The sequence below is a fragment of the Sorangium sp. So ce321 genome (genome assembly GCF_051530195.1).
GTDB lineage: Bacteria > Myxococcota_A > Polyangia > Polyangiales > Polyangiaceae > Sorangium.
The window spans coordinates 14,277,782-14,296,034 of the sequence record NZ_CP150329.1 but is presented as its reverse complement, the minus strand read 5'-3'; the positions used below and the strand labels follow the sequence as shown (position 1 = coordinate 14,296,034).

Below are 18,253 nucleotides of genomic sequence, written 5' to 3'. Positions count from 1 at the left end.
CCGTTCCCGGAGGAGCGCCCATGACACGCCGCCTGCGCACGAGGGGAGTCACGCTGGTCGAGGTGCTGATCTCCGTCACGGTGATCGCGCTCATCACCGGCTCGGTGATCCTCGGCATGGGCGCCGTCACGAGCGCCCGGCTGAAGCGGAGCGCGGCGCTGCTCGCGGGCGCCGTCCGGGTCGCCTACGCCCACGCGAACGCGAAGTCGAAGCCGATGCGGCTGGTCTTCGATTTCGAGGAGCGGATGATCGTGCTCGAGGAGTCCACGGGCGAGCTCTTCGTCGAGAGGAACGACAGGACCGGCGGCGCGGCCGCGGCCACCGAGGCAGAGAAGGCGGCGGTGGCCGAGGCCGAGGCGATCCTGAAGGGGCCGCGCGCGCCGCGCCCGTCGTTCCAGCCGGCGAAGGCGTTCGGCTTCGACCCCGCGAGCGACAAGCCCGGCAAGGAGCTGTCGAGCGGCGTGCGCTTCCTCCAGGTCGAGACAGGGCACCAGGACGAGCCCGCGACGGAGGGGCGCGCGTACCTCTATTTCTGGCCGGGCGGCCAGACCGAGCGCGCCGCCATCCAGCTCTCGCTCGGTGGGCAGGAGACCGACGACTCCGTGATGACGGTGCTGGTCTCGCCGCTGACCGGCAAGACGGAGATCAAGAAGGGCAAGGCCAGCATGCCGAGGCCGCGCGACGACGCCGAGGAGTCGGAGCGCGAGGACACGGGGTTCTGATGCGCGCCCGCGGCTTCACCCTGCTCGAGGTCATGGTGGCGGTCGCCATCCTCGGCCTCGGGCTCACCGCGATCCTCTCGGCGCAGGCCGGCGCCTTCTCGGCCGCGGCGCACGCGCGGAACATCAGCCTCGCGAACGGGCTCGCGCGCTGCAAGATGAGCGAGATCGAGGAGCGGCTCGCCAAGGATGGACTGCCGACGCTCGACGAGGCCGACAACGGGCCGTGCTGCGAAGGCGACGAGTCGACCTCCATCAAGTGCTCCTGGCGCATCGAGAAGCCGGAGATGCCCGAGCCCAAGTATGGCGAGCTGGACCTCGACACCGGGCTCGAAGGGCTCGGCATGTCCGGCAAGCCGGGCGAGTCGAGCGGCACCGCCGCCCCGAGCGGCAGCCTCGACGACCTCGCGCAGTCGCTGGTCGGCGGCGGCGCGGGAGGGGGCGAGGCCGCCTCCCCTGGCGGGCTCGCGGGGCTCCTCCAGCCGTTCATCGACATGCTCGCGCCGACGCTCCAGCCCATCTTCGAGGCGAGCGCGCGGCGGGTGACGGTCAGGCTGACCTGGCAGCAAGGGACGCAGGAGCACACGCTGGAGCTCGTGCAGTGGGTCACGGTGCCCCAGATGGGCCAGCCCGAGGAGACCGGCGCGGGCGGTGGGCAGGGGGGAGGAAGTTGACCATGACCGCGCGAAGGACGAGCTCTCTCCGCGCGCGCCGCCGGCGCTCCGGCGGGTTGACCCTCCTCGAGGTCCTCGTCTCGGTCGCCATCCTGGCGCTCATCGGGACGCTGATTTACGGCGCGTTCGACGGCATGAGCCGGTCGCGCGTGGGCATCTCGCGCATCAGCGACCGCTACCACCAGGGCCGCGCCGCGATCGCCCGCATCTCGCGAGAGCTCCAGGAGGCCTTCCTGTCCCGGCACCAGCCGGCCGACAAGAACATCGTGGTGCGGCTCACGGCCTTTGCCGGGCAGGACTCTTCGCCCGCCGACCGCGTCGACTTCACCGCGTTCGCGCACCGGAGGCTCCTCAGGAACGCGCACGAGTCGGACCAGTGCGAGATTGGCTATTTCGGCTCGCGCGACCCCGAGCGCGACAGGCTCGATCTCGTGCGGCGAGAGGCGAAGACCATCGACACCGAGCCCACGAGGGGCGGGGTCGTCAACGTGCTCGCCGAGGACATCGAGAGCTTCAATGTGCAGTACCTCGACCCCGTGACCGGGGAGTGGGTCGACTCGTGGGACTCGACGCAGCCCGCCGCGCAGCTCGACCGGCTCCCCTCGCAGGTGTGGGTGACGCTGGTCCTGAACGGCGGGCCGGGCGGGGAGCCCATCAAGTTCGAGACGAAGGTGCCCATCCCGATGCAGGTGCCCATCGCCTTCGGGGTGCCCTGAGTCATGAGCTACCCGAGGAGCCCCCGCACGACAGAGCGCGCCTCCCCCGCCGCCCGGGGTCGGCGCGCGCGCCGCCGCTTCCAGAGGCGAGGCGACCGCCGGGGCGTGGCGCTGGTCATGGTGCTCGGCGCGATCACGGTGCTCACCGTGTTCCTGACCGAGCTCCAGGAGGAGACCTCGACCGAGCTCTCCGCCGCGCTCGCCGATCGCGACGCGCTCCGGGCCGAGTACTACGCGAAGAGCGCCGTGAACCTGTCGCGGATGCTCATCGCCGCCGAGCCGAGCGTCAGCACGACCATCGGGCCGATGCTCGCGATGATCGGGATGAAGGGGAGCAACATCCAGGTGCCGATCTGGAAGTTCTCCGACATGTTCCTCGGCCCCTTCAACGCGCAGCTCGCCCCGCCCGACGCGGAGCCGCCGCCGGCGCCTGCGGGCGAGAGCGGCGCGGCGGGCAAGAACCTGGGGCTCACCGGCGGCGGCCGCTTCGAGCTCAAGATCATCGACGAGGACTCGAAGATCAACATCAACCGCGCCGCCGACGACGTGGGCGGGCTCCAGGCCCAGATCGACGTCGGGGGTCAGCTGCTCGGCCTCATGGCCCCCGCGCAGTACAACCCGCTCTTCGAGGAGCGCGACGGCGACGGCCAGTTCTCCGACCGCAGGATCATCTGCGGGGCGCTCGTCGACTGGGCTGACCCTGGAGACCAGGCCTTCAGCTGTGATCCCTCGCCGGACGCCCCCGTCTCGAACGGCGCGGAGGACAGCTTTTACCAGACGCTCGGCCTCCCCTATCAGCGCAAGAATGCCCCGTACGACTCGCTCGCTGAGCTGCGGCTGATCCGGGGCATGAGCGACGACTTCTGGGCGACGTTCGTCGAGCCGGACTCGAACGATCCAGACAAGAGGGTCCTGACCGTCTGGGGCAACCGCAAGCAGGGCATCAACGTGGTCTCGGCGAGCCCGCAGGCGCTCCTCGCGCTCACGTGCAGCCCCAACATGCTGGCAGATCCCGCCGCGACGCCGCTCTGCACCGACGTCAACCAGATGACGGCCTTCCTCACCGTCGTCTCGCTCGTGCAGAGCATGACCGGGGGGCTCATCTTCCCTTCCGCGAGCGATTATGTCGCGGCCATGACCCAGAAAGAAGGGCAGTCCATGGGGTCCATGCTGGGGCAGCAGCTCAAGGCCATGGGCGTCGAGCCCGTCAAGTTCAAGCAGAACCAGAGCGCGATGCAGAAGCAGGGGCTCATCGGCAACAAGACCAATTTCCTGAGCATCTATGCCGATGGCATCGTCCCGGGGAACAAGCGCGAGACGCGCGTGCGCGTCCACGCTGTGCTCGATCTCACAGGGGCGACGAAGATCACCGAAGTCGAGCCGAAAGAGCCGGACCCCAATCAGCCCGTCCCCAGTCAGACCGGCGCCTCGGCGACGCCAGACGCGTACGAAAAGCAGATCCGATCGAACCCCGCCGGGACGATCATCTACTATCGCATCGAATAGGACACCCCTCCGGGAAGAAGCGCGGAAATGCACAGGCTGCTCGGGATAGATGCTGGAAAATCGGTGGTGCGAACGGCGCTCATCCGCACCGCCTACAGGAGGGTCTTCGTCGAGGCGCTCGGCGAGGTGGCCGTCACGGACGCCGTCTCCGAGGCCGAGGCGATCCGCGCCGCCGTGGGGCTCCTCCGCCCCGACGCCGCGGCGATCGCGATCTCCGGAGAGCGGTCGTTCTATCGCCGCCTCGATCTGCCCGCGGCCGCGCAGAAGGAGGTCGAGAACGTCCTCGGCTTCGAGCTCGAGGCCACGGTGCCGTTCGAGATGGAGGACGCGGTCTTCGACTACCGCCTCCTCAAGCGCCCGCCCAGCGCCGAGACGCTGCCGGTCTTCGCCGCCGTCGCGCGCGCGGACGACGTGCGCGAGCGCATCGCCATCGTGAAGGAGGCGCTCGGCTTCGAGCCGGAGCGCGTCGCGCTCGGCGCCGTGGCGCTCGCCAACCTCGAGGCGGTGATGCCGGAGCTCACCTCGCCGCCGCCCACCGCCGGCGCGGGCGGGCCCATCGCGATCCTCGACCTCGACCACCTCACGTCCGAGATCGTGATCCTCTCCGGCGGGGAGCCGGTCTTCGCCCGGACGCTGTCGCGGGGGACGGCCGGGCTCCCCGGCACGGCGCCGGCGCTCGCGCGCGAGCTGCGCCAGACCCTCGCGGCGTGGCGCAACCTCGGCGGCGAGCCGCTCGCGGGGATGTACCTCGTCGGCGGCGGCGCGACCGCGCAGGGCGCGGAGGTGTTCCTGCAGTCCCAGCTCGGCCTGACGATCCTGCCGCTGCCGGTCCCTCGCCTCGAGGGGCTCACGGCCGAGCAGGCCACGGCGCTGCCCCGCTTCGCCAAGGCGATCGGGCTGGCGCTCGGGCTGACGCCGAAGACCAAGGGGTTCAACCTCCGGAAGGGCGCGCTGGAGGCCGAGCGCAGCTATCCCTTCCTGCGCGAGAAGATCCCGATCCTCGCCGGCCTCGGCACCGTCATCGCGCTGAGCTTCGGGTTCTCCATCGTCGCGGAGCTGCGCACCCTCGACGCGGAGCGGGAGCTCTTGCTCGCCTCGCTCGCGAGCGCCTCCCACGACGTCCTCGGCGAGGAGACGAGCGACCCGGAGAAGGCCCGCGAGCTGCTCGAGCAGGGCCCCGGGGCGGCCGACGAGGACCCGATGCCCCGCGTCGACGCCTTCGACGTGATGGTGCAGCTCTCGAAGGCGGTCCCGAAGGAGATCACGCACGACGTGGTCGAGCTCGACGTGAACCGCGGCCACGCGACCATCCAGGGCGTGGTCCCGTCGGTGTCGGACGCGCAGATCATCGCGGATCACATGAAGGAACACCGCTGCTTCCGCGACGTGAAGATCACGCGCACGAGCCAGTTCACGGAGGGCAAGCACAAGTACGTCCTCGAGCTGGACCTCCGGTGCGAGGACAAGAAGAAGAAGAAGACCGGCGCGGCTGACGCGGCGGACAGCGCCTCGGCGGGCGCGTCGGACAAACCGGAGGGATCGCGATGACGCTCCGCGAGCGACTCGACAAGCTGGAGCCGCGCGAGCGCCGGCTCCTCACCATCCTGCTCGGCTTCCTGGCGGTGTGCGTGCTCCTGGTCGTGCCGATCGGGCTCGCGAGCGTCGCCTCCAGCAAGCGCACCGAGAACCAGGAGGTGCGCGATCTGCTCCAGTCGATCTACGAGGCCTCGGGGAAGGTCAGCGAGCGCAAGGCGCAGAAGGACGCGCTCGTCGCGCGCTACGCGCGGCCGGCGCCGCCCCTCGCCGGCTACATCGAGGACGCGGCGAAGCAGCAAGGGCTCGCGGCGGCCGAGTCGCAGGACCGCCCCGACGTCCCGCACGGGAAGAAGTACACCGAGCGGGTCACGGTGGTGAAGATGCACAGGATCGGGATGCTCGGGCTCGCCAAGATGCTCGAGCGCTTCGAGAGCTCGGGCCACCCGGTCGCGGTGACGCGGCTGAACATCAAGCCGCGCGCCGGCGAGCCGGACTCCTACGAGGTGGAGCTCGGCGTGTCCGCGTTCGACCGGAAGGGCGACCCCCAGCCGGCGAGCCCGGCGCCGGCCGCGCCCCCAGCCGACAACGTCGAGGAGGAAGAGCCATGAAGGACCGACTCCTCAAGATCGCGAAATGGGCGGCTTATCCGCTCTTCTACCTCTTCTGTCTGGGGCTCTTCGGCTACCTCACGTTCCCCTATGACCGGCTCAAGGACCGGCTGATCGCCGAGTTCGATCGCGCGCAGCAGAAGCGCGGCGCCGGCCCGGCGCAGCGCCTCGAGATCGACGAGCTCGACGCGTACTGGTTCACGGGGGTCGAGATGCGGGGCGTGCGGCTCATCATGCCGCCGAACGAGCTCGGCTCGGGCAGCAGGCCGAACGCCGCCGCCGCCTTCGCCTCGGGCGACGCCGCGAAGGAAGGCGCGCCGAAGCCGAGCGTCATCGAGATCGAGGAGGCGCACGCCCGGCTCAAGATCCTGCCCCTGCTGATCGGGCGGATGCGGGTCTCGTTCTGGGCGAGCGTCTTCGGCGGAGAGGTCGAGGGCGTGGTCCCGATGGGCAAATCGGGCGGCGAGATGCACGTCGAGGTCTCGGACGTGGAGCTCGCCAAGGTGGGCCCGCTCGGCGACATCCTCGGCCTGCCCATCGCCGGCACGCTGAGCGCGAACCTCGACCTCGACGCGCCGGAGGGCAAGTTCAACAAGGCGAACGGCGCGCTCGAGGTGTCGGCCAAGGAGGTCTCGGTCGGCGACGGCAAGACGAAGATCCAGGGGCTCATCGCGCTCCCGGAGGCCAAGCTGGGCGAGCTGCTCCTGTCGGCGGAGGCGAAGGACGGCGTCCTCAAGGTCACGAAGATGACCGCGAACGGCTCGGACCTCGAGCTCGACGGCGACGGCAAGGTCAACATGCGCGAGCCGTGGAACAACTCCACGGCGGACCTCTACGTCCGCTTCAAGTTCACCGACGCGTACCGGGGGAAGAGCGATCTCACGAAGTCGCTGCTCGGCGCGCCGGGGTCGAACGTCCCGGGGCTCATCGAGATGCAGCAGCCCAAGATGAAGCGGTCGAAGCGCGCCGACGGCTTCTACGGCTGGCACGTCCACGGCGCGCTGAAGAAGCCGCGGTTCGACCCGCACGCCGCGGACTCGCCCGCGGCGCGAGGCCGCGGCAAGACCACCGACGCGCCGAGCCCGACCACGACCACGAGGAAGCCCGGCGGCATGAACCTGCCGCTCGGCGCCTCGGAGGCCACGGCGAGGGACGGCGACGACCAGGGGAGCGCCCCGCCGCCGCCCCCGCCCGGGCCGACCCAGCCGCCGCCGTCGACGGAGGACGAGTCGCCGAATGTGGGCGACCACCGGCCGCGGCCGCTGCCGACGCCGCCCGTGGACGGCGAGGGCGCGCCTCCGGTTGAATAGGCCTCTGACCTCACGCCCCGAGGACTCGGCCATGCGGGACCCTAGCTGGCAGCAGAACCGGCGCATTCTGCTGATCGACGACAACGAGGCCATCCACGAGGACTTCCGCAGGATCCTCCGGTCCGACCCGGAGACCTCGGCCTTCGACAGCCTCGAGTCGGCGCTGTTCCGCGAGTCGCCTGGCCGGAGGCCGGTGACGTTCGAGCTCACGTGCGCGACCCAGGGGGCGGAGGGGCTGGAGAAGGTCCGCGAGGCCCAGCAGGCCGGCGCCCCGTACGCCCTCGTCTTCGTGGACGTGCGCATGCCGCCCGGGTGGGACGGCATCGAGACGCTCTCCCGCATCTGGAAGGAAGACGCCGCCATCCAGGCGGTCATCTGCTCGGCGTACTCGGACTACTCGTGGGAGGAGATCTCCACGCGGTTCGGGCGCACCGACAACCTCCTCATCCTCGCGAAGCCGTTCGACCCCAACGAGGTCCGGCAGATGGCCTTCGCGCTCACCGAGAAGTGGAACCAGCGCCGCGCCCTCTACGAGGCCAACTACAAGGTCTCGGCGCAGTACACGGTGACCAGGATCCTGGTCGAGTCGACCACGCTGTCCGAGGGCATCCTGGCGCTCCTCAGCGCGCTCGGCGAGACGCTCGGCTTCCGGTTCGCGGCCCTGTGGCTCGGCGACGACGAGAGCGACGGGCTGCGCTGCGAGCACACCTGGAGCGCCGCGCCCGACGACGCGGCCGAGCTCGAGGCGGCGACCCGGAGCACCCGGTTCGCTCGCGACGCGGGGCTGCCCGGCCGCGCGCTCGCCCAGGGGGAGCCGAGCTGGTTCAGCGACCTCGACGCCGTCGAGGACGACGCCCGCGCGCCGGCGGCGCGGCGCGCGGGCCTGCGCTTCGCGGTCGAGCTCCCCATCGCGGTCCGCGCCGACGCGCAGGTCGCGGCGGTGCTGGAGCTCATGGACGCCGAGCGGCGCGAGCCCGACCCGCGGCTGCTCGACGTGCTGCTCGCCGTCGCCGCCAAGGCCGGCCACTTCATCGGCAGCAAGCGCGTCGAGGCTGCCCTGCGCCGGAGCGAGGCGAACAACCGCGCGCTCCTCGACGCCATCCCCGACACGATCCTCCGGCTTAGCAGCGACGGCGTGTGCCTGGACTTCAAGGCGTCCCGCGAGTCGAGGCCGTCGCTCCGCGCCGGGGACTTCCTGCACAGGCACGTCTCCGACGTGTTCCCCGCCCGCGTGGCGGAGCAGATCGCCGAGCGCGTCGCGCGCGCGCTCACCGACGAGGCCACGCACGTCTTCGAGTACCAGGAGCAGCTGAGAGAAGGCACGCGCGACTACGAGGTCCGGATCGCCGGCAGCGACAGGGCCGAGGCGGTCGTGATCGTGCGGGACATCACCGAGCGCAAGCGCGCCGAGGCCGAGACCGAGGCGCGGCGCGCCCGGGAGGAGGCCCTCCGGGCGCAGAACGAGATCCTCGCGGCGCTGTCGACCCCGCTCATCCCCATCAGCGACGACATCGTCGTGATGCCGCTCGTCGGCGCCCTCGACGCGCAGCGGACGCGCCGGGTGCAGGAGACGCTGGTCCGCGGCGTGGCGGCCCGCCGGGCGCACGTCGCGATCCTCGACATCACCGGGGTGCCGCAGATCGACGGGCAGTGCGCCGACGAGCTCCTGCGCGCGGCGGTCGCGGTTCGCCTCCTCGGCTCGGAGGTGATCATCACCGGCCTGCGCCCCGACGTCGCCAGGACGCTCGTCGAGCTCGGCGTCGACATGAGCGGGATCGTCACGCACAACACGCTGCAGAACGGCATCGCCTCGGCGATGACCTCCGCGTCCGCCCGCGGGCGGCGGCGCCGCCGCTCGCGGGCGCGCAGGTAGCGCCGCCGCTCCTCCCCGCTCAGGCCTCCGGGGCGCGCTGCGGGGCGGCGCTCCCGAGCCGCGCCGGGAGCTCGAGCGTGAAGGTGGCCCCGCGGCCCGCGCCGTCGCTCCTCGCCGACAGGGTGCCGCTCATCTCCTCGGCGGCCAGCGCGCAGCTGTGCAGCCCGAAGCCGTGCCCGCCCCTGCGGGTCGTGAACCCATGAGAGAAGATCCGGGTCAGGTGCTCTCGGGCGATGCCCACCCCCGAGTCCCGCACCGAGATCCGCACGACCCCCTCTCCGCCGGTCCCGCCCGCCTCGACCCGCAGCGTGAGCTCGTGCTCCTTGCCGGGCAGCTCGTCCATCGCGTACTTCGCGTTGCTGATGAGGTTCATCAGGATCTGCAGGAGCCTGTGCTTGTCGACGTAGACAGGGCGCGGGCACGCGAAGTCCTTCACGACCTTGATGTGCGGCCGCGTGAGGGCCACGTCGTTCATCCGGAGGGCGTCCTCCACGAGATCCGAGAGCTGCACGGGCTCGACGACCGTGGTGGCGCCGGCGTAGGTCTGCTGCGTCCGGACGATGTCCTTGATGTGGTCGACGCTCTTGCCGAGCTGCTCGACGTAGCCCAGGGCGCGCTGGCGATCGCCCTGGAGCGCCGCCGCCAGCGCCTCCAGGTAAGCGATGAGGTGTCGCCCTCGCTCGTCCTCGGTGAGGAACCTCCCGGGGTCGTCCTTGTGGCTCGCGAGGAGCTGCGCCGTTCGCTCCAGCTTCGCCAGCCTGGCGCCGCCGAGCTCCTCCGCGATGAGCTTGGCGGAGACGTTGACCGTGTTCAGCACGTTGCCGATGTTGTGCACCACGTTGGTGGCGACCTCCGCCATCCCCGCGCGCCGCGCCGTGTCGAGCAGCTGGCGCTGGGCCGCCGCGAGCTCCGCCGTGCGCTCGACGACCCGCTGCTCCAGCGCCTCGTTCAGCTGCCGGAGCTTCTCCTCGCTCGCCTTGAGCGCCGCCTCCGCGCGCCCCCGCTCGACGAGCTCGACCTGGAGCCGCTCGTTCGCGACGGTGAGCTCCCCGGTCCGCTCCTCCACGCGCCGCTCCAGCTCGTCCTTGGCCCGCTCGAGGTCCTCGTTGAGGGCCTGCACCGTCGCCCGGAGCTGCTGCTCGCGGGCGACCTGCTCCTCCAGGTCGACGTGGGCGCGCTGGAGCCGGTCCTGCCGCGCCAGGGTCACGCCGAGCAGGTGCTGGAAGGCGTCCCGGAGGTGCTTCAGCTGCTTGATCTTCCCGACGGGGCTGAGCTCTCCGGAGACGTCGCCCGAGGCGTACCGCGCCGCGTCCGCGGCGAGCCGCTCGATCGGGCGCACGATCTCGCGGATCAGGAGCCACGCGAAGGTCACCGCCAGGAAGATGCTGCCCCCGAGGCCGACCGCGAGCCCGAACAGCGCGCGCTGCTTGAGCGTGCGGCTCTTCACCTCGAGCTCGTCGAGCCGCTCCCTGTCCTGCGCCTGGCCCGCCCGCGCGCTCGCGAGGAGCACGTAGGTCAGCTGCTGGGCCTTGCCATAGAACACCGACGTCGCCCGCGCCGTGTCCCCCTCCTGCAGCGCGCCCAGGATCGCCGCGTGCTGCCCGTCGAGCTCGGCGTACACCGCGGCGAGGTGCCGCCAGAGCTGCTCGTCCGGCGAGCCCTCCTCGGCCCGCGGCCTGTTGAAATGAGCGAGCGTCTGGTCCCGGCGGCTCGCGTAATCGAGCGCGTACAGGGACGCGTTGAACCCGCGGAAGGCCTGGCCGACGGCCTCGCGCTGGCCGAGGACCGAGAGCTCCATGTCCTGCATGTCGACGAGGTCGCTCAGCGTGCGCAGCTGCTGCGCGGAGATCCGAGAGAGCTTCGCGTTGACGAGGGGGATGAAGACCGCCAGCGCGACCGCCACCGTCAGGAGGGGGGCGAAGGACAGCAGCGTGCGGTGGCGGATGTCCACGGGTGCCTCTGCCGGACGAGGATGGCGGGGGGCAGAGGCGCGTCAAGGCGCCCCAGGGCCGGCCCCGCGCGGCACGGCCGGCGTCCCGCCGGGGCGGAGGGCCGCGCGCGCCGGGCGCGCTGTCGTCCACCGCGCGACCGCGCGCGCCGGTCGGGCCGGGGCCGCTCAGCGCACCGGCAGGCCCGGCCCGCCCGGCGCGCTCACCGCTCGCGCGCGGCGTGCGCCGCGTGCTTGTCGAGCGCGGCGAGGACGCGGTCGTAGTCGGGCGGCAGCTCGACCGGCGGGTTGGCGTGCCGGCTGGTCACGTCCAGGAGCGCGCGCTCGTGGTATTTCACCTTGAATTCCGTGAACTTGAGGCCGTTCGCCGTCGAGACCACCACGACCCGCTGGCGCTTCTCCACGAGGCCCTTCTTCACGAGCTTCTCCAGGGCGGCGAGGGCGACCGCCGTGTGCGGGCAGGTGTACATCCCGGTGCGGTCGGCGCGGGCCGCGGCGTCGCAGAGCTCGTCCTCGGTCACCTGCTCGGCGACGCCGTTCATCGCCTGGAGGGCCAGCATCGCCCTCGGCGCGCTCACCGGGTTGCCGATCTGGATCGCGCTCGCCAGCGTCTCGCCCGCCTTCATCGGCACGACCTCGCTCCGCCCCTCGGCCCACGCCCGGTAGAGCGGGTTGGCCCGCTCCGCCTGCGCCACGCAGAGGCGCGGGAAGCGCGTCGTCAGGCCGAGGTCCTTCAGCATCTTGAACCCGGCGTAGAGGGCGTAGGCGTTGCCGAGGTTGCCGCTCGGCAGGACGACCCAGTCGGGCAGCGTCCAGTCGAACTGCTGCACGATCTCGAAGGCCACGGTCTTCTGCCCCTCGAGGCGCAGGGCGTTCATCGAGTTCGCCAGGTAGACGACGCCGTCGGCCGAGAGGCGCTGCACGATGGCCATGCAGCCGTCGAAGTCGGTGTCGAGCGACAGGACCAGCGCCCCCGACGCGATCGGCTGGACGAGCTGCGCCATCGACACCTTGCCCCGCGGCAGCAGCACGACCACGGGCAACCCGGCCGCCGCGCCGTACGCCGCGAGCGACGCCGAGGTGTCCCCCGTCGAGGCGCACGCGATCGCGCGCACCTCGAGGCCCTCGCGGATCGCCTTGTTCACCACCGAGACGAGCACCGTCATCCCGAGGTCCTTGAACGACCCCGTATGGCTGTTGCCGCAGAGCTTCACCCAGACCTCGTCGAGCCCGAGCGAGCGGCCGTAGCGGTCGGCCCAGAACAGGTTGGTGCCGCCCTCGTCCATCGACACGATGGCCTCGTCAGGGACCTGGGGAGCGACCCACTCCCGCTTGCCCCAGACCCCGGAGCCGTAGGGCCACACCGTGCGCTTGTAGCGCTCGTCGAAGAGCTTCATCCACGTGGCGGGGCTCCGATCGCGGAGCGCCTCGATGTCGTGGGCGACGTCGAGCAGGCCGCCGCAGGTGGGGCAGCGGTAGAGCGGCTGCGTCAGCGGGTAGCTCCCGGGACAGCCGGTCAGACATCGGAATGCAGCAGAGTAGGCCATGGTAATGCGGATCTCCTGGATGGCGGGAAGCGCCCGCGGGAGGTGGTGTTGGTCAGTCGAAGCGTGGGGCTTCCATGCCGAGCCGCCTATAGAAGTAGATCGCCGCGTTCCTGGCAAACGATCCCTGCGGGACATAGACGTCGTTCGGCTCCGGGAGCGGCTCTTCCGCCGAGAGCGGCCCGTCCCGATCGCCGGCCAGCCGCTCGAGGTCCTCGATGAACGCCTCCATCGAGGGATAGCGGTTCTCCGGTCGCTTCCGGATCGCCTTCAGGATCACGGCCTCGAGCGACGGGTCGATGCTGCGGCGCTTCTCCGAGGGGCGGGGCGGCGGCGTCGCGAGCTGCCGGGCGAGGAGCTCCGCCTGCTCGGAGCGCGGGAACGGGAGCTCGCCGGTGAAGGTCCGGAACATGACGACGCCGAGCCCGTAGACGTCGGTGCGGGCGTCGGGCCTGTCGCTCACGACCTGCTCGGGCGCCATGTACTCGAGGGTGCCCACCGCGGTGCCTGTCGCCGTGATGTGGTCGGCGGCCTGCATCTTCGCCAGGCCGAAGTCGAGCACCTTCACCGCGTACGGGTCCCCCAGCGCGCCCACGAGGTAGATGTTGTCCGGCTTCACGTCGCGGTGGATGATGCCGGCCCGGTGCGCGGCGGCGAGCCCGGAGGCGGCCTGCGACAGCACCGGGATGGCGAGGTCGGCGTCCATGCGGCGCTCGCGCCGGAGCCAGTCGCCGAGCGACTCGCCGAAGAGGTACTCCATGACGAGGTAGGGGGCGCCGTCGGCGGAGCGCGTGCCCGCGTCGAGCACCTTGACGATGTTCGGGTGCCCGATGATGGCGGCGCTCTGCGCCTCGCGCACGAACCGCTCGCGGGTCCGCTCCGCCCGGGCGGCGAACGACTCCAGGACCTTGATCGCGACCGGCTGCCCCGTCTCGAGCTCGAGCGCGAGGTAGACGCGCGCCATCGCCCCTTTGCCGAGGTAGCCGCGCACCTCGTAGCGCTCCCCGAGGATGGTGCCCCGCAGCCGGGTCGGCTTGAACCGGAACAGGTCGATGCGCCGCTCCTCGGCGAGCTCCGCGCCGTCGTAGGGGCAGAACCGATGGCCCGCGTCGTACTCCCGATGGCAGCGCGCGCAGAACATGGCCCCGCATCGAATAGCGCCCCGCGCTCCGGCCACGCAAGCCTGCTCGGCGTCGCCGACGACGCGCGCGCGCTCGGCGTCGCCGACGACGGGCGCGCGCCCGGCGATGGCGGCCGCGAGGCGCCGGGCTCCCCGCAGCAGGCGGTTCTTCCCGAGGGCGCGCCGGGCGCGCGCGGCGGCGCCGCCGCGCGCCGCGCTCACGCCACCTGGCGCGGCGAGCGCCCCGTCAGCTTCGTGTACGCGTGGTAGCCGAGCCAGCGGAGCGGCTCCGGCGGGACGCCCCGCAGGGGGTTCATGTAGAAGGGCAGGTCGCGCCACCGCGCGTCGTCGCCCGCGTAGAGGTCGCAGAGCACGCGGCCCGCGAGGTTGGCGAGGACCACGCCGTGGCCGCTGTACCCGAGGGCGTAGTACACGTTCCGGTGCTCGCCCCGCACCCCCATGCTGCAGAGCCGGCTCATCGTGATCCCGAGCGTCCCCGTCCAGCGGTGCGCGATGCGCAGCCGCTCTGCCGCCGGGAAATATCCGGTGAGCCGGCGCCGGATCGCCTCGAACGCCGGCCCCGCCGAGCCGGGTGAGCCCGGGTAGGACGTCCGGTTCCCGTAGAGGTAGGCATAGGCCGCGTTGCTGCCCCCGCCGAAGACGATCTCGCCCGCCGGGGTCATGCTCGCGTACGCGATCCGGTCGTGATCGTCGCTGAAGCCGGCGACCTGCCCCCAGCCGAGCGCGGCGCGCGCCTCGGCGTCGAGCGGCTCGGTCGCGATCACGTGCGAGTGCAGCGGGAAGATGCCGGTCTTGAAGTAGCCGAGCCGCGGCGTGTAGCCGTTCGTCGCGAGCACGATGGCCGAGGCGCGGACGACGCCGCCCGGCGTGGTCAGCTCGATCGTGCGCCCCTCCCGGACGCCGAGCACCGGCGTCTCCTCGTGGAGGGCGACCCCCTTGGCCAGGAGCAGCGGGCGCAGGCTGCGCAGCAGGTCGACCCCGTTGAGCTGCCCCTCGGTCGGGTCCAGCACCGCCCCCGCCGCCCCGTGGATGCCGAGCCGCCTCGAGAGCGCCGCGCTGTCCAGGTACTGTAGCGAAATGCCCCAGGAGGCGAGCTGCTCCACGCGCGCGTGGGCCACCTCGGCCCGCCGCGCGTCCGTGAGCACCTCCATGCAGCCGTCGCGCCGGTAGCGCACCGGCAGGCCGTGCTCCTGGATCACGCCGACGATGCCGTCGATCCCGTCGCGCGTGGTCTCGTAGACGCGGCGCGTGAGCTCCGGATCCCGGTAACTCACGCCGTTAACCCAGTTCAGCATCATCCCGCCGTTGCGCCCGCTCGCGCCGTTCGCGAGGTGACGCGCCTCGAGGATCATGACGCGGAGGCTCGGAAATCTGCGGATTAGATGGTATGCCGTGGAGACTCCGGTGAACCCTCCCCCGATGATGGCCACGTCGGCCACGGCGTCCCCGCGCAGCGGCGGGACGGGCTCATAGGCAGGGCCCGCGTCGCTCCACACGGAGCGAGCGGCATCGATGTCGGTACGCGGGTCGACGAGCGCTGCGCGAGTCACGATGATTACCTATCAGATGAACGCTCCGTCTGGCACCATGGACCCCGGGAGCCCTCCTTGAAGAAGCGCGTCCGGCTCTGCATGAAGGATCTCTTCCACCAGGACGTGGTGGAGATGATCGAGCGCGAAACTCGCAAATACCAGATCTGGTCGATCGAGGACCCTTCCGACCCGGACTTCGACAAGGCGTATCAGATCCTCTGGGACTGCTTCGGTCCTCATGGGGAGATGGAGCGCAAGGAGGCCATCCAAGCCTTCCTGCGCGACGACCCGTTCACGCCCGAGCCGTCGGGCACATACATGCGCTACTTCCTGCTCGTGGCGCGGGATTCGGACGGAAATGTGCGCGGCGTCCGCGACGGGACCGTCCTCGTCAATCCGGCGTATGCGCCGGATCTCTGCGTCATCTACCTCGCCCATATCTTCATGATCCCCGAGGCGCGCGGGACGGTGCTGTCGTACTGGCTGCGCATCGCGCCGGTCGAGCTCGCCATGCAGTACCTCGCCGACCTCCACGCGATGGGGAAGATCACGCTCCCCGCGCCCACGGCCCCCGGCAAGTACTTCGGGATGAACATGGATCTCGCGGCCGAGGTCGAGTTCTTCACGCCGGAAGAGCGCCTGTCGTGGCAGCGCATCCTCTTCTACGGCCGCGGCGGCTTCGACGCGATCAACCCGCGCCATTTTCCCTACAGGCAACCGGACTTCCGCGACCCGGAGGAGATCCGCGCGACGGGCGACCAGCCCTCTCCGTTCATGGTCCTCGTCCGGCGCATGGGCCGCGAGCGGCAGGCGCAGCTGCCGATCGACGAGGCGAGGGCGCTCATGCGGCTGCTCTACGACGATTTCGCGGATCACTGCGCGCCGCAGCTGCTCGAGAGCAGCCTCCAGCTCGTCCTCGACCGGCTGGAGGAGCGGGCGAAGCGGAAGAGCTTCGTGGAGCTCTTGCCCCTGCCGACCGGGCCGAAGGACCTGCACCGGCTGAAGCCGCTCTTCCGGTACAACGTCTACACGAAGTACTACCCGGACAGCCCGGACATCCGCGGCTACCTGAACAGCGGCATCCGCGAGCGGCTCGCGAACCCGCGCCACCTCGACGAGGAGCTCGCCCGCATCGCGCGGGAGCTGGAGAGCCGACCGCCGTTCGTCTACGGGAGCCGGGACAAGAGCGCGACCTGGGAGGGCACGCCGGTGTCGCCCGGGTCGGAGCCGCCGCCGCCCGAGGGGGTGGACGCGGGCGAGATCACGCGCGAGCTGCCCGCGCCGGCCTCGACCGCGACGCCGCGGTGACTCACGGAGCGGCGGCGCCGCCGGTCGCGCCGCCGGTCGCCGCGCGCGCGCGCTCGACGCCGGCGCGGATCTGGCGCACCGCCGCGGAGGCGGCCTCGTGCGCTTCGAGCGCGCCGCGCAGCACGAGGGCCCGGCCCTTGGCCGCGGCAGATTCGCCCAGGGTTCCGTCGAGCACGCCCTCGGCGAGCCGGACGAGCGGGCCGATCTCGGCGAGGCTCTGGGCGAGCGCCCGGGCGTCCGCGGCGATGCGGACCGTCGTCTCGGTCTGGGCGGAGCTGGCGACGGCCTCGGCCTCGTCGCGGAGCTCGTCGGCGACGGGGCCCATGTCGCGCCAGCACCCGACGGCCGCGCGCAGGTTGGCCGGCGTCGCGTGCATCGCGCTCGCCGCGTGGACGACCGGCGGCGCCGGCCGCGTCCCCGTCGCGCCCTGCACCGCGGCGATGACGGGCGCGAGGGCGAGGAGCGCGCGCTCCAGCGCGCGCGTGGCCTGCTCGACGCGGACGAGGCGCTCCTGCACGTCGGCGCTGCCCAGCGGGGCGTCGCGCTCGACGAGCGCGGAAAGCCGGACGGCGACGTCGAGGGCGAGCTCCTCGAGGCCATGGATGACGCGCGGCTCGAAGCGGCGGGGCACGACGTCGAGCGCGCAGAGCGAGCCGATGGCGTAGCCGCGCACCCGCACCGGCACCCCCGCGTACGCGCGGATGCCGTAGCTCTCGACGAGGTCCTTCGGCACGCGCTGGTCGCGCAGCGCGTCCTCGACCACGAGCGGCACGTCGTCGCGCACGACCAGCTGGCAGAACGAGTTGCTCCGCGAGGTCGCGCAGCTCACCGCGAGCTCCAGGGGCAAGCCGTGGTGCGCGCGCAGGAGCTGGATGTGGCGGATGACCAGGCTGACGAACGCGATCGGCGCGCGCGCGAGCTTGGCGGCCCGCGCCACGCAGGCGTCGAGGAGGGCGTCCGCCTCGGTGCGCAGCATGGCGCCATGCAGCTCGGCCAGGCGGGCGGGGTCGTTCAGGTCGGCCATGGCGGCAGGTTACCAGCAAAGGCCGCCGCGCCGGCGCAGCACCGCGCCGCGCCCCCGCCGCTCTTGCTCACCCGCGCGGTGGACGTGCGCCCGCGGCGTGCGCCGATGCGCCGGGATCGCCGATGGCGCTCCGCTACTTCCCGCGCGCGCCCTCGTTGCCGCGCCCGCTCGCGCCGGGCAGGATCTCGGCGATGGCTGACCCGGCACGCAGGATCGATCCCGCCACGATGGCCGACCTCGAGGCGCTCCCGCCGCACATCAAGGGCGAGATCATCGAGGGCGTGCTGTACACCCAGCCGCGACCGAGCTCGCGCCACCAGCGCGTCCTGACGCTCATCGACCACGAGCTCATCGATCCTTACGACCGCAGCCGCAGCGGCCCGGGCGGATGGTGGATCCTGCCCGAGCCCGGGATCGAGCTGCCGGGCTCACCTGAGTTCTCCCCCGACATCGCGGGCTGGAAGCGCGAGCGCCTGTCCGAGCTGCCCGAGGACGAGCCCATCCGCATCGCCCCCGACTGGGTCTGCGAGATCTTCTCACCGCGGATGCGCTCTTACACGCAAGCCGTCAAACGCCCCTTCTACGCGCGCGCCGGCGTGGGCTGGCTCTGGTACGTAGATCTCGACGCGCAGACGTTCACCTGGAGCCGGCTGCACGAGGGCAAATGGCTCGAGCTCGGCGTGGTGGTCGGCGAGGCGCGGGTGCGCGCGGAGCCGTTCGACGCGGTGGAGCCCGACGTCGCGGAGTGGTGGACGAGCGGGCGCGCGAGCGGCGCGGGGTGAGCCGGCGGAAGCGCGAGAGGGACAGCTGAACG

General features: G+C 71.8%; 15 protein-coding genes. 10 read left to right on the top strand and 5 right to left on the bottom strand.

Annotated elements, in window-relative coordinates; all coding sequences use genetic code 11:
* The first annotated feature begins 20 nt into the window (after positions 1–20).
* From WME89_RS53110 to WME89_RS53075, 8 genes are all read left to right on the top strand, one after another.
* Complete coding sequence (locus WME89_RS53110; protein ID WP_438007112.1) at positions 21–722, top strand: pilus assembly FimT family protein; 702 nt, start codon at positions 21–23, stop codon at positions 720–722.
* The gene (locus tag WME89_RS53105) at positions 722–1,393 is read left to right on the top strand and encodes a type IV pilus modification PilV family protein (protein ID WP_438007111.1); all 672 of its coding nucleotides are present in this window, start codon (positions 722–724) and stop codon (positions 1,391–1,393) included. Before WME89_RS53110 ends, WME89_RS53105 begins: the two co-directional genes overlap by 1 nt.
* Positions 1,394–1,395: 2 nt before the next feature.
* Positions 1,396–2,109, top strand: coding sequence for a type II secretion system protein GspJ (locus WME89_RS53100; RefSeq protein ID WP_438007110.1), 714 nt, complete (start codon positions 1,396–1,398; stop codon positions 2,107–2,109).
* A gap of 105 nt (positions 2,110–2,214) precedes the next feature.
* Complete coding sequence (locus tag WME89_RS53095; RefSeq protein ID WP_438007109.1) at positions 2,215–3,615, top strand: general secretion pathway protein GspK; 1,401 nt, start codon at positions 2,215–2,217, stop codon at positions 3,613–3,615.
* A gap of 66 nt (positions 3,616–3,681) precedes the next feature.
* Positions 3,682–5,163 (top strand): type IV pilus biogenesis protein PilM, encoded by a 1,482-nt coding sequence (pilM, locus tag WME89_RS53090; RefSeq protein ID WP_438007108.1) that lies wholly within the window; start codon positions 3,682–3,684, stop codon positions 5,161–5,163.
* Positions 5,160–5,759: a hypothetical protein gene (locus WME89_RS53085; protein WP_438007107.1), complete on the top strand. Its 600-nt coding sequence runs from the start codon at positions 5,160–5,162 to the stop codon at positions 5,757–5,759. Before pilM ends, WME89_RS53085 begins: the two co-directional genes overlap by 4 nt.
* Positions 5,756–7,069: a type II secretion system protein GspN gene (gspN, locus tag WME89_RS53080; protein ID WP_438007106.1), complete on the top strand. Its 1,314-nt coding sequence runs from the start codon at positions 5,756–5,758 to the stop codon at positions 7,067–7,069. The genes WME89_RS53085 and gspN overlap by 4 nt, the downstream gene beginning before the upstream one ends.
* A 31-nt stretch (positions 7,070–7,100) precedes the next feature.
* Positions 7,101–8,942: an STAS domain-containing protein gene (locus tag WME89_RS53075; RefSeq protein ID WP_438007105.1), complete on the top strand. Its 1,842-nt coding sequence runs from the start codon at positions 7,101–7,103 to the stop codon at positions 8,940–8,942.
* Positions 8,943–8,961: 19 nt separating this feature from the next.
* On the opposite strand, the gene WME89_RS53070 is transcribed toward WME89_RS53075, so the two are convergent.
* The 4 genes from WME89_RS53070 to WME89_RS53055 all read right to left on the bottom strand — a co-directional run bounded on the left by WME89_RS53070 (position 8,962) and on the right by WME89_RS53055 (position 15,125).
* Positions 8,962–10,893: an ATP-binding protein gene (locus WME89_RS53070; RefSeq protein WP_438007104.1), complete on the bottom strand. Its 1,932-nt coding sequence runs from the start codon at positions 10,891–10,893 to the stop codon at positions 8,962–8,964.
* A 200-nt stretch (positions 10,894–11,093) separates the two neighbouring features.
* Positions 11,094–12,437 carry a threonine synthase gene (gene thrC, locus WME89_RS53065; RefSeq protein WP_437622637.1) on the bottom strand — a complete coding sequence of 448 codons (1,344 nt, stop codon included), beginning with the start codon at positions 12,435–12,437 and terminating at the stop codon, positions 11,094–11,096.
* A gap of 52 nt (positions 12,438–12,489) precedes the next feature.
* Positions 12,490–13,776: a serine/threonine-protein kinase gene (locus WME89_RS53060; protein WP_438007103.1), complete on the bottom strand. Its 1,287-nt coding sequence runs from the start codon at positions 13,774–13,776 to the stop codon at positions 12,490–12,492.
* Positions 13,773–15,125 carry an NAD(P)/FAD-dependent oxidoreductase gene (locus WME89_RS53055; protein ID WP_438007102.1) on the bottom strand — a complete coding sequence of 451 codons (1,353 nt, stop codon included), beginning with the start codon at positions 15,123–15,125 and terminating at the stop codon, positions 13,773–13,775. Before WME89_RS53055 ends, WME89_RS53060 begins: the two co-directional genes overlap by 4 nt.
* A 57-nt stretch (positions 15,126–15,182) precedes the next feature.
* Between WME89_RS53055 and WME89_RS53050 the strand changes: the two genes are divergently transcribed.
* Positions 15,183–16,415: a hypothetical protein gene (locus tag WME89_RS53050; protein WP_438007101.1), complete on the top strand. Its 1,233-nt coding sequence runs from the start codon at positions 15,183–15,185 to the stop codon at positions 16,413–16,415.
* A 1-nt stretch (position 16,416) separates the two neighbouring features.
* Here the strand turns inward: WME89_RS53050 and WME89_RS53045 are convergent, their stop codons facing one another.
* Entirely contained in the window at positions 16,417–17,439 is a 1,023-nt protein-coding gene (locus WME89_RS53045) for a GAF domain-containing protein (RefSeq protein ID WP_438007100.1), read from the bottom strand.
* Positions 17,440–17,630: 191 nt separating this feature from the next.
* Between WME89_RS53045 and WME89_RS53040 the strand changes: the two genes are divergently transcribed.
* Entirely contained in the window at positions 17,631–18,221 is a 591-nt protein-coding gene (locus WME89_RS53040; RefSeq protein ID WP_438007099.1) for a Uma2 family endonuclease, read from the top strand.
* Positions 18,222–18,253 lie beyond the last annotated feature (32 nt).

Excerpts from the sequence above, each read along its gene's own strand:
- WME89_RS53110 (WP_438007112.1), top strand. The coding sequence starts at position 21 with ATGACACGCCGCCTGCGCACGAGGGGAGTCACGCTGGTCGAGGTGCTG.
- WME89_RS53105 (WP_438007111.1), top strand. The coding sequence starts at position 722 with ATGCGCGCCCGCGGCTTCACCCTGCTCGAGGTCATGGTGGCGGTCGCC.
- WME89_RS53100 (WP_438007110.1), top strand. The coding sequence starts at position 1,396 with ATGACCGCGCGAAGGACGAGCTCTCTCCGCGCGCGCCGCCGGCGCTCC.
- WME89_RS53085 (WP_438007107.1), top strand. The coding sequence starts at position 5,160 with ATGACGCTCCGCGAGCGACTCGACAAGCTGGAGCCGCGCGAGCGCCGG.
- gspN (WP_438007106.1), top strand. The coding sequence starts at position 5,756 with ATGAAGGACCGACTCCTCAAGATCGCGAAATGGGCGGCTTATCCGCTC.
- WME89_RS53075 (WP_438007105.1), top strand. The coding sequence starts at position 7,101 with ATGCGGGACCCTAGCTGGCAGCAGAACCGGCGCATTCTGCTGATCGAC.
- thrC (WP_437622637.1), bottom strand. The coding sequence starts at position 12,437 with ATGGCCTACTCTGCTGCATTCCGATGTCTGACCGGCTGTCCCGGGAGC.
- WME89_RS53045 (WP_438007100.1), bottom strand. The coding sequence starts at position 17,439 with ATGGCCGACCTGAACGACCCCGCCCGCCTGGCCGAGCTGCATGGCGCC.
- WME89_RS53040 (WP_438007099.1), top strand. The coding sequence starts at position 17,631 with ATGGCTGACCCGGCACGCAGGATCGATCCCGCCACGATGGCCGACCTC.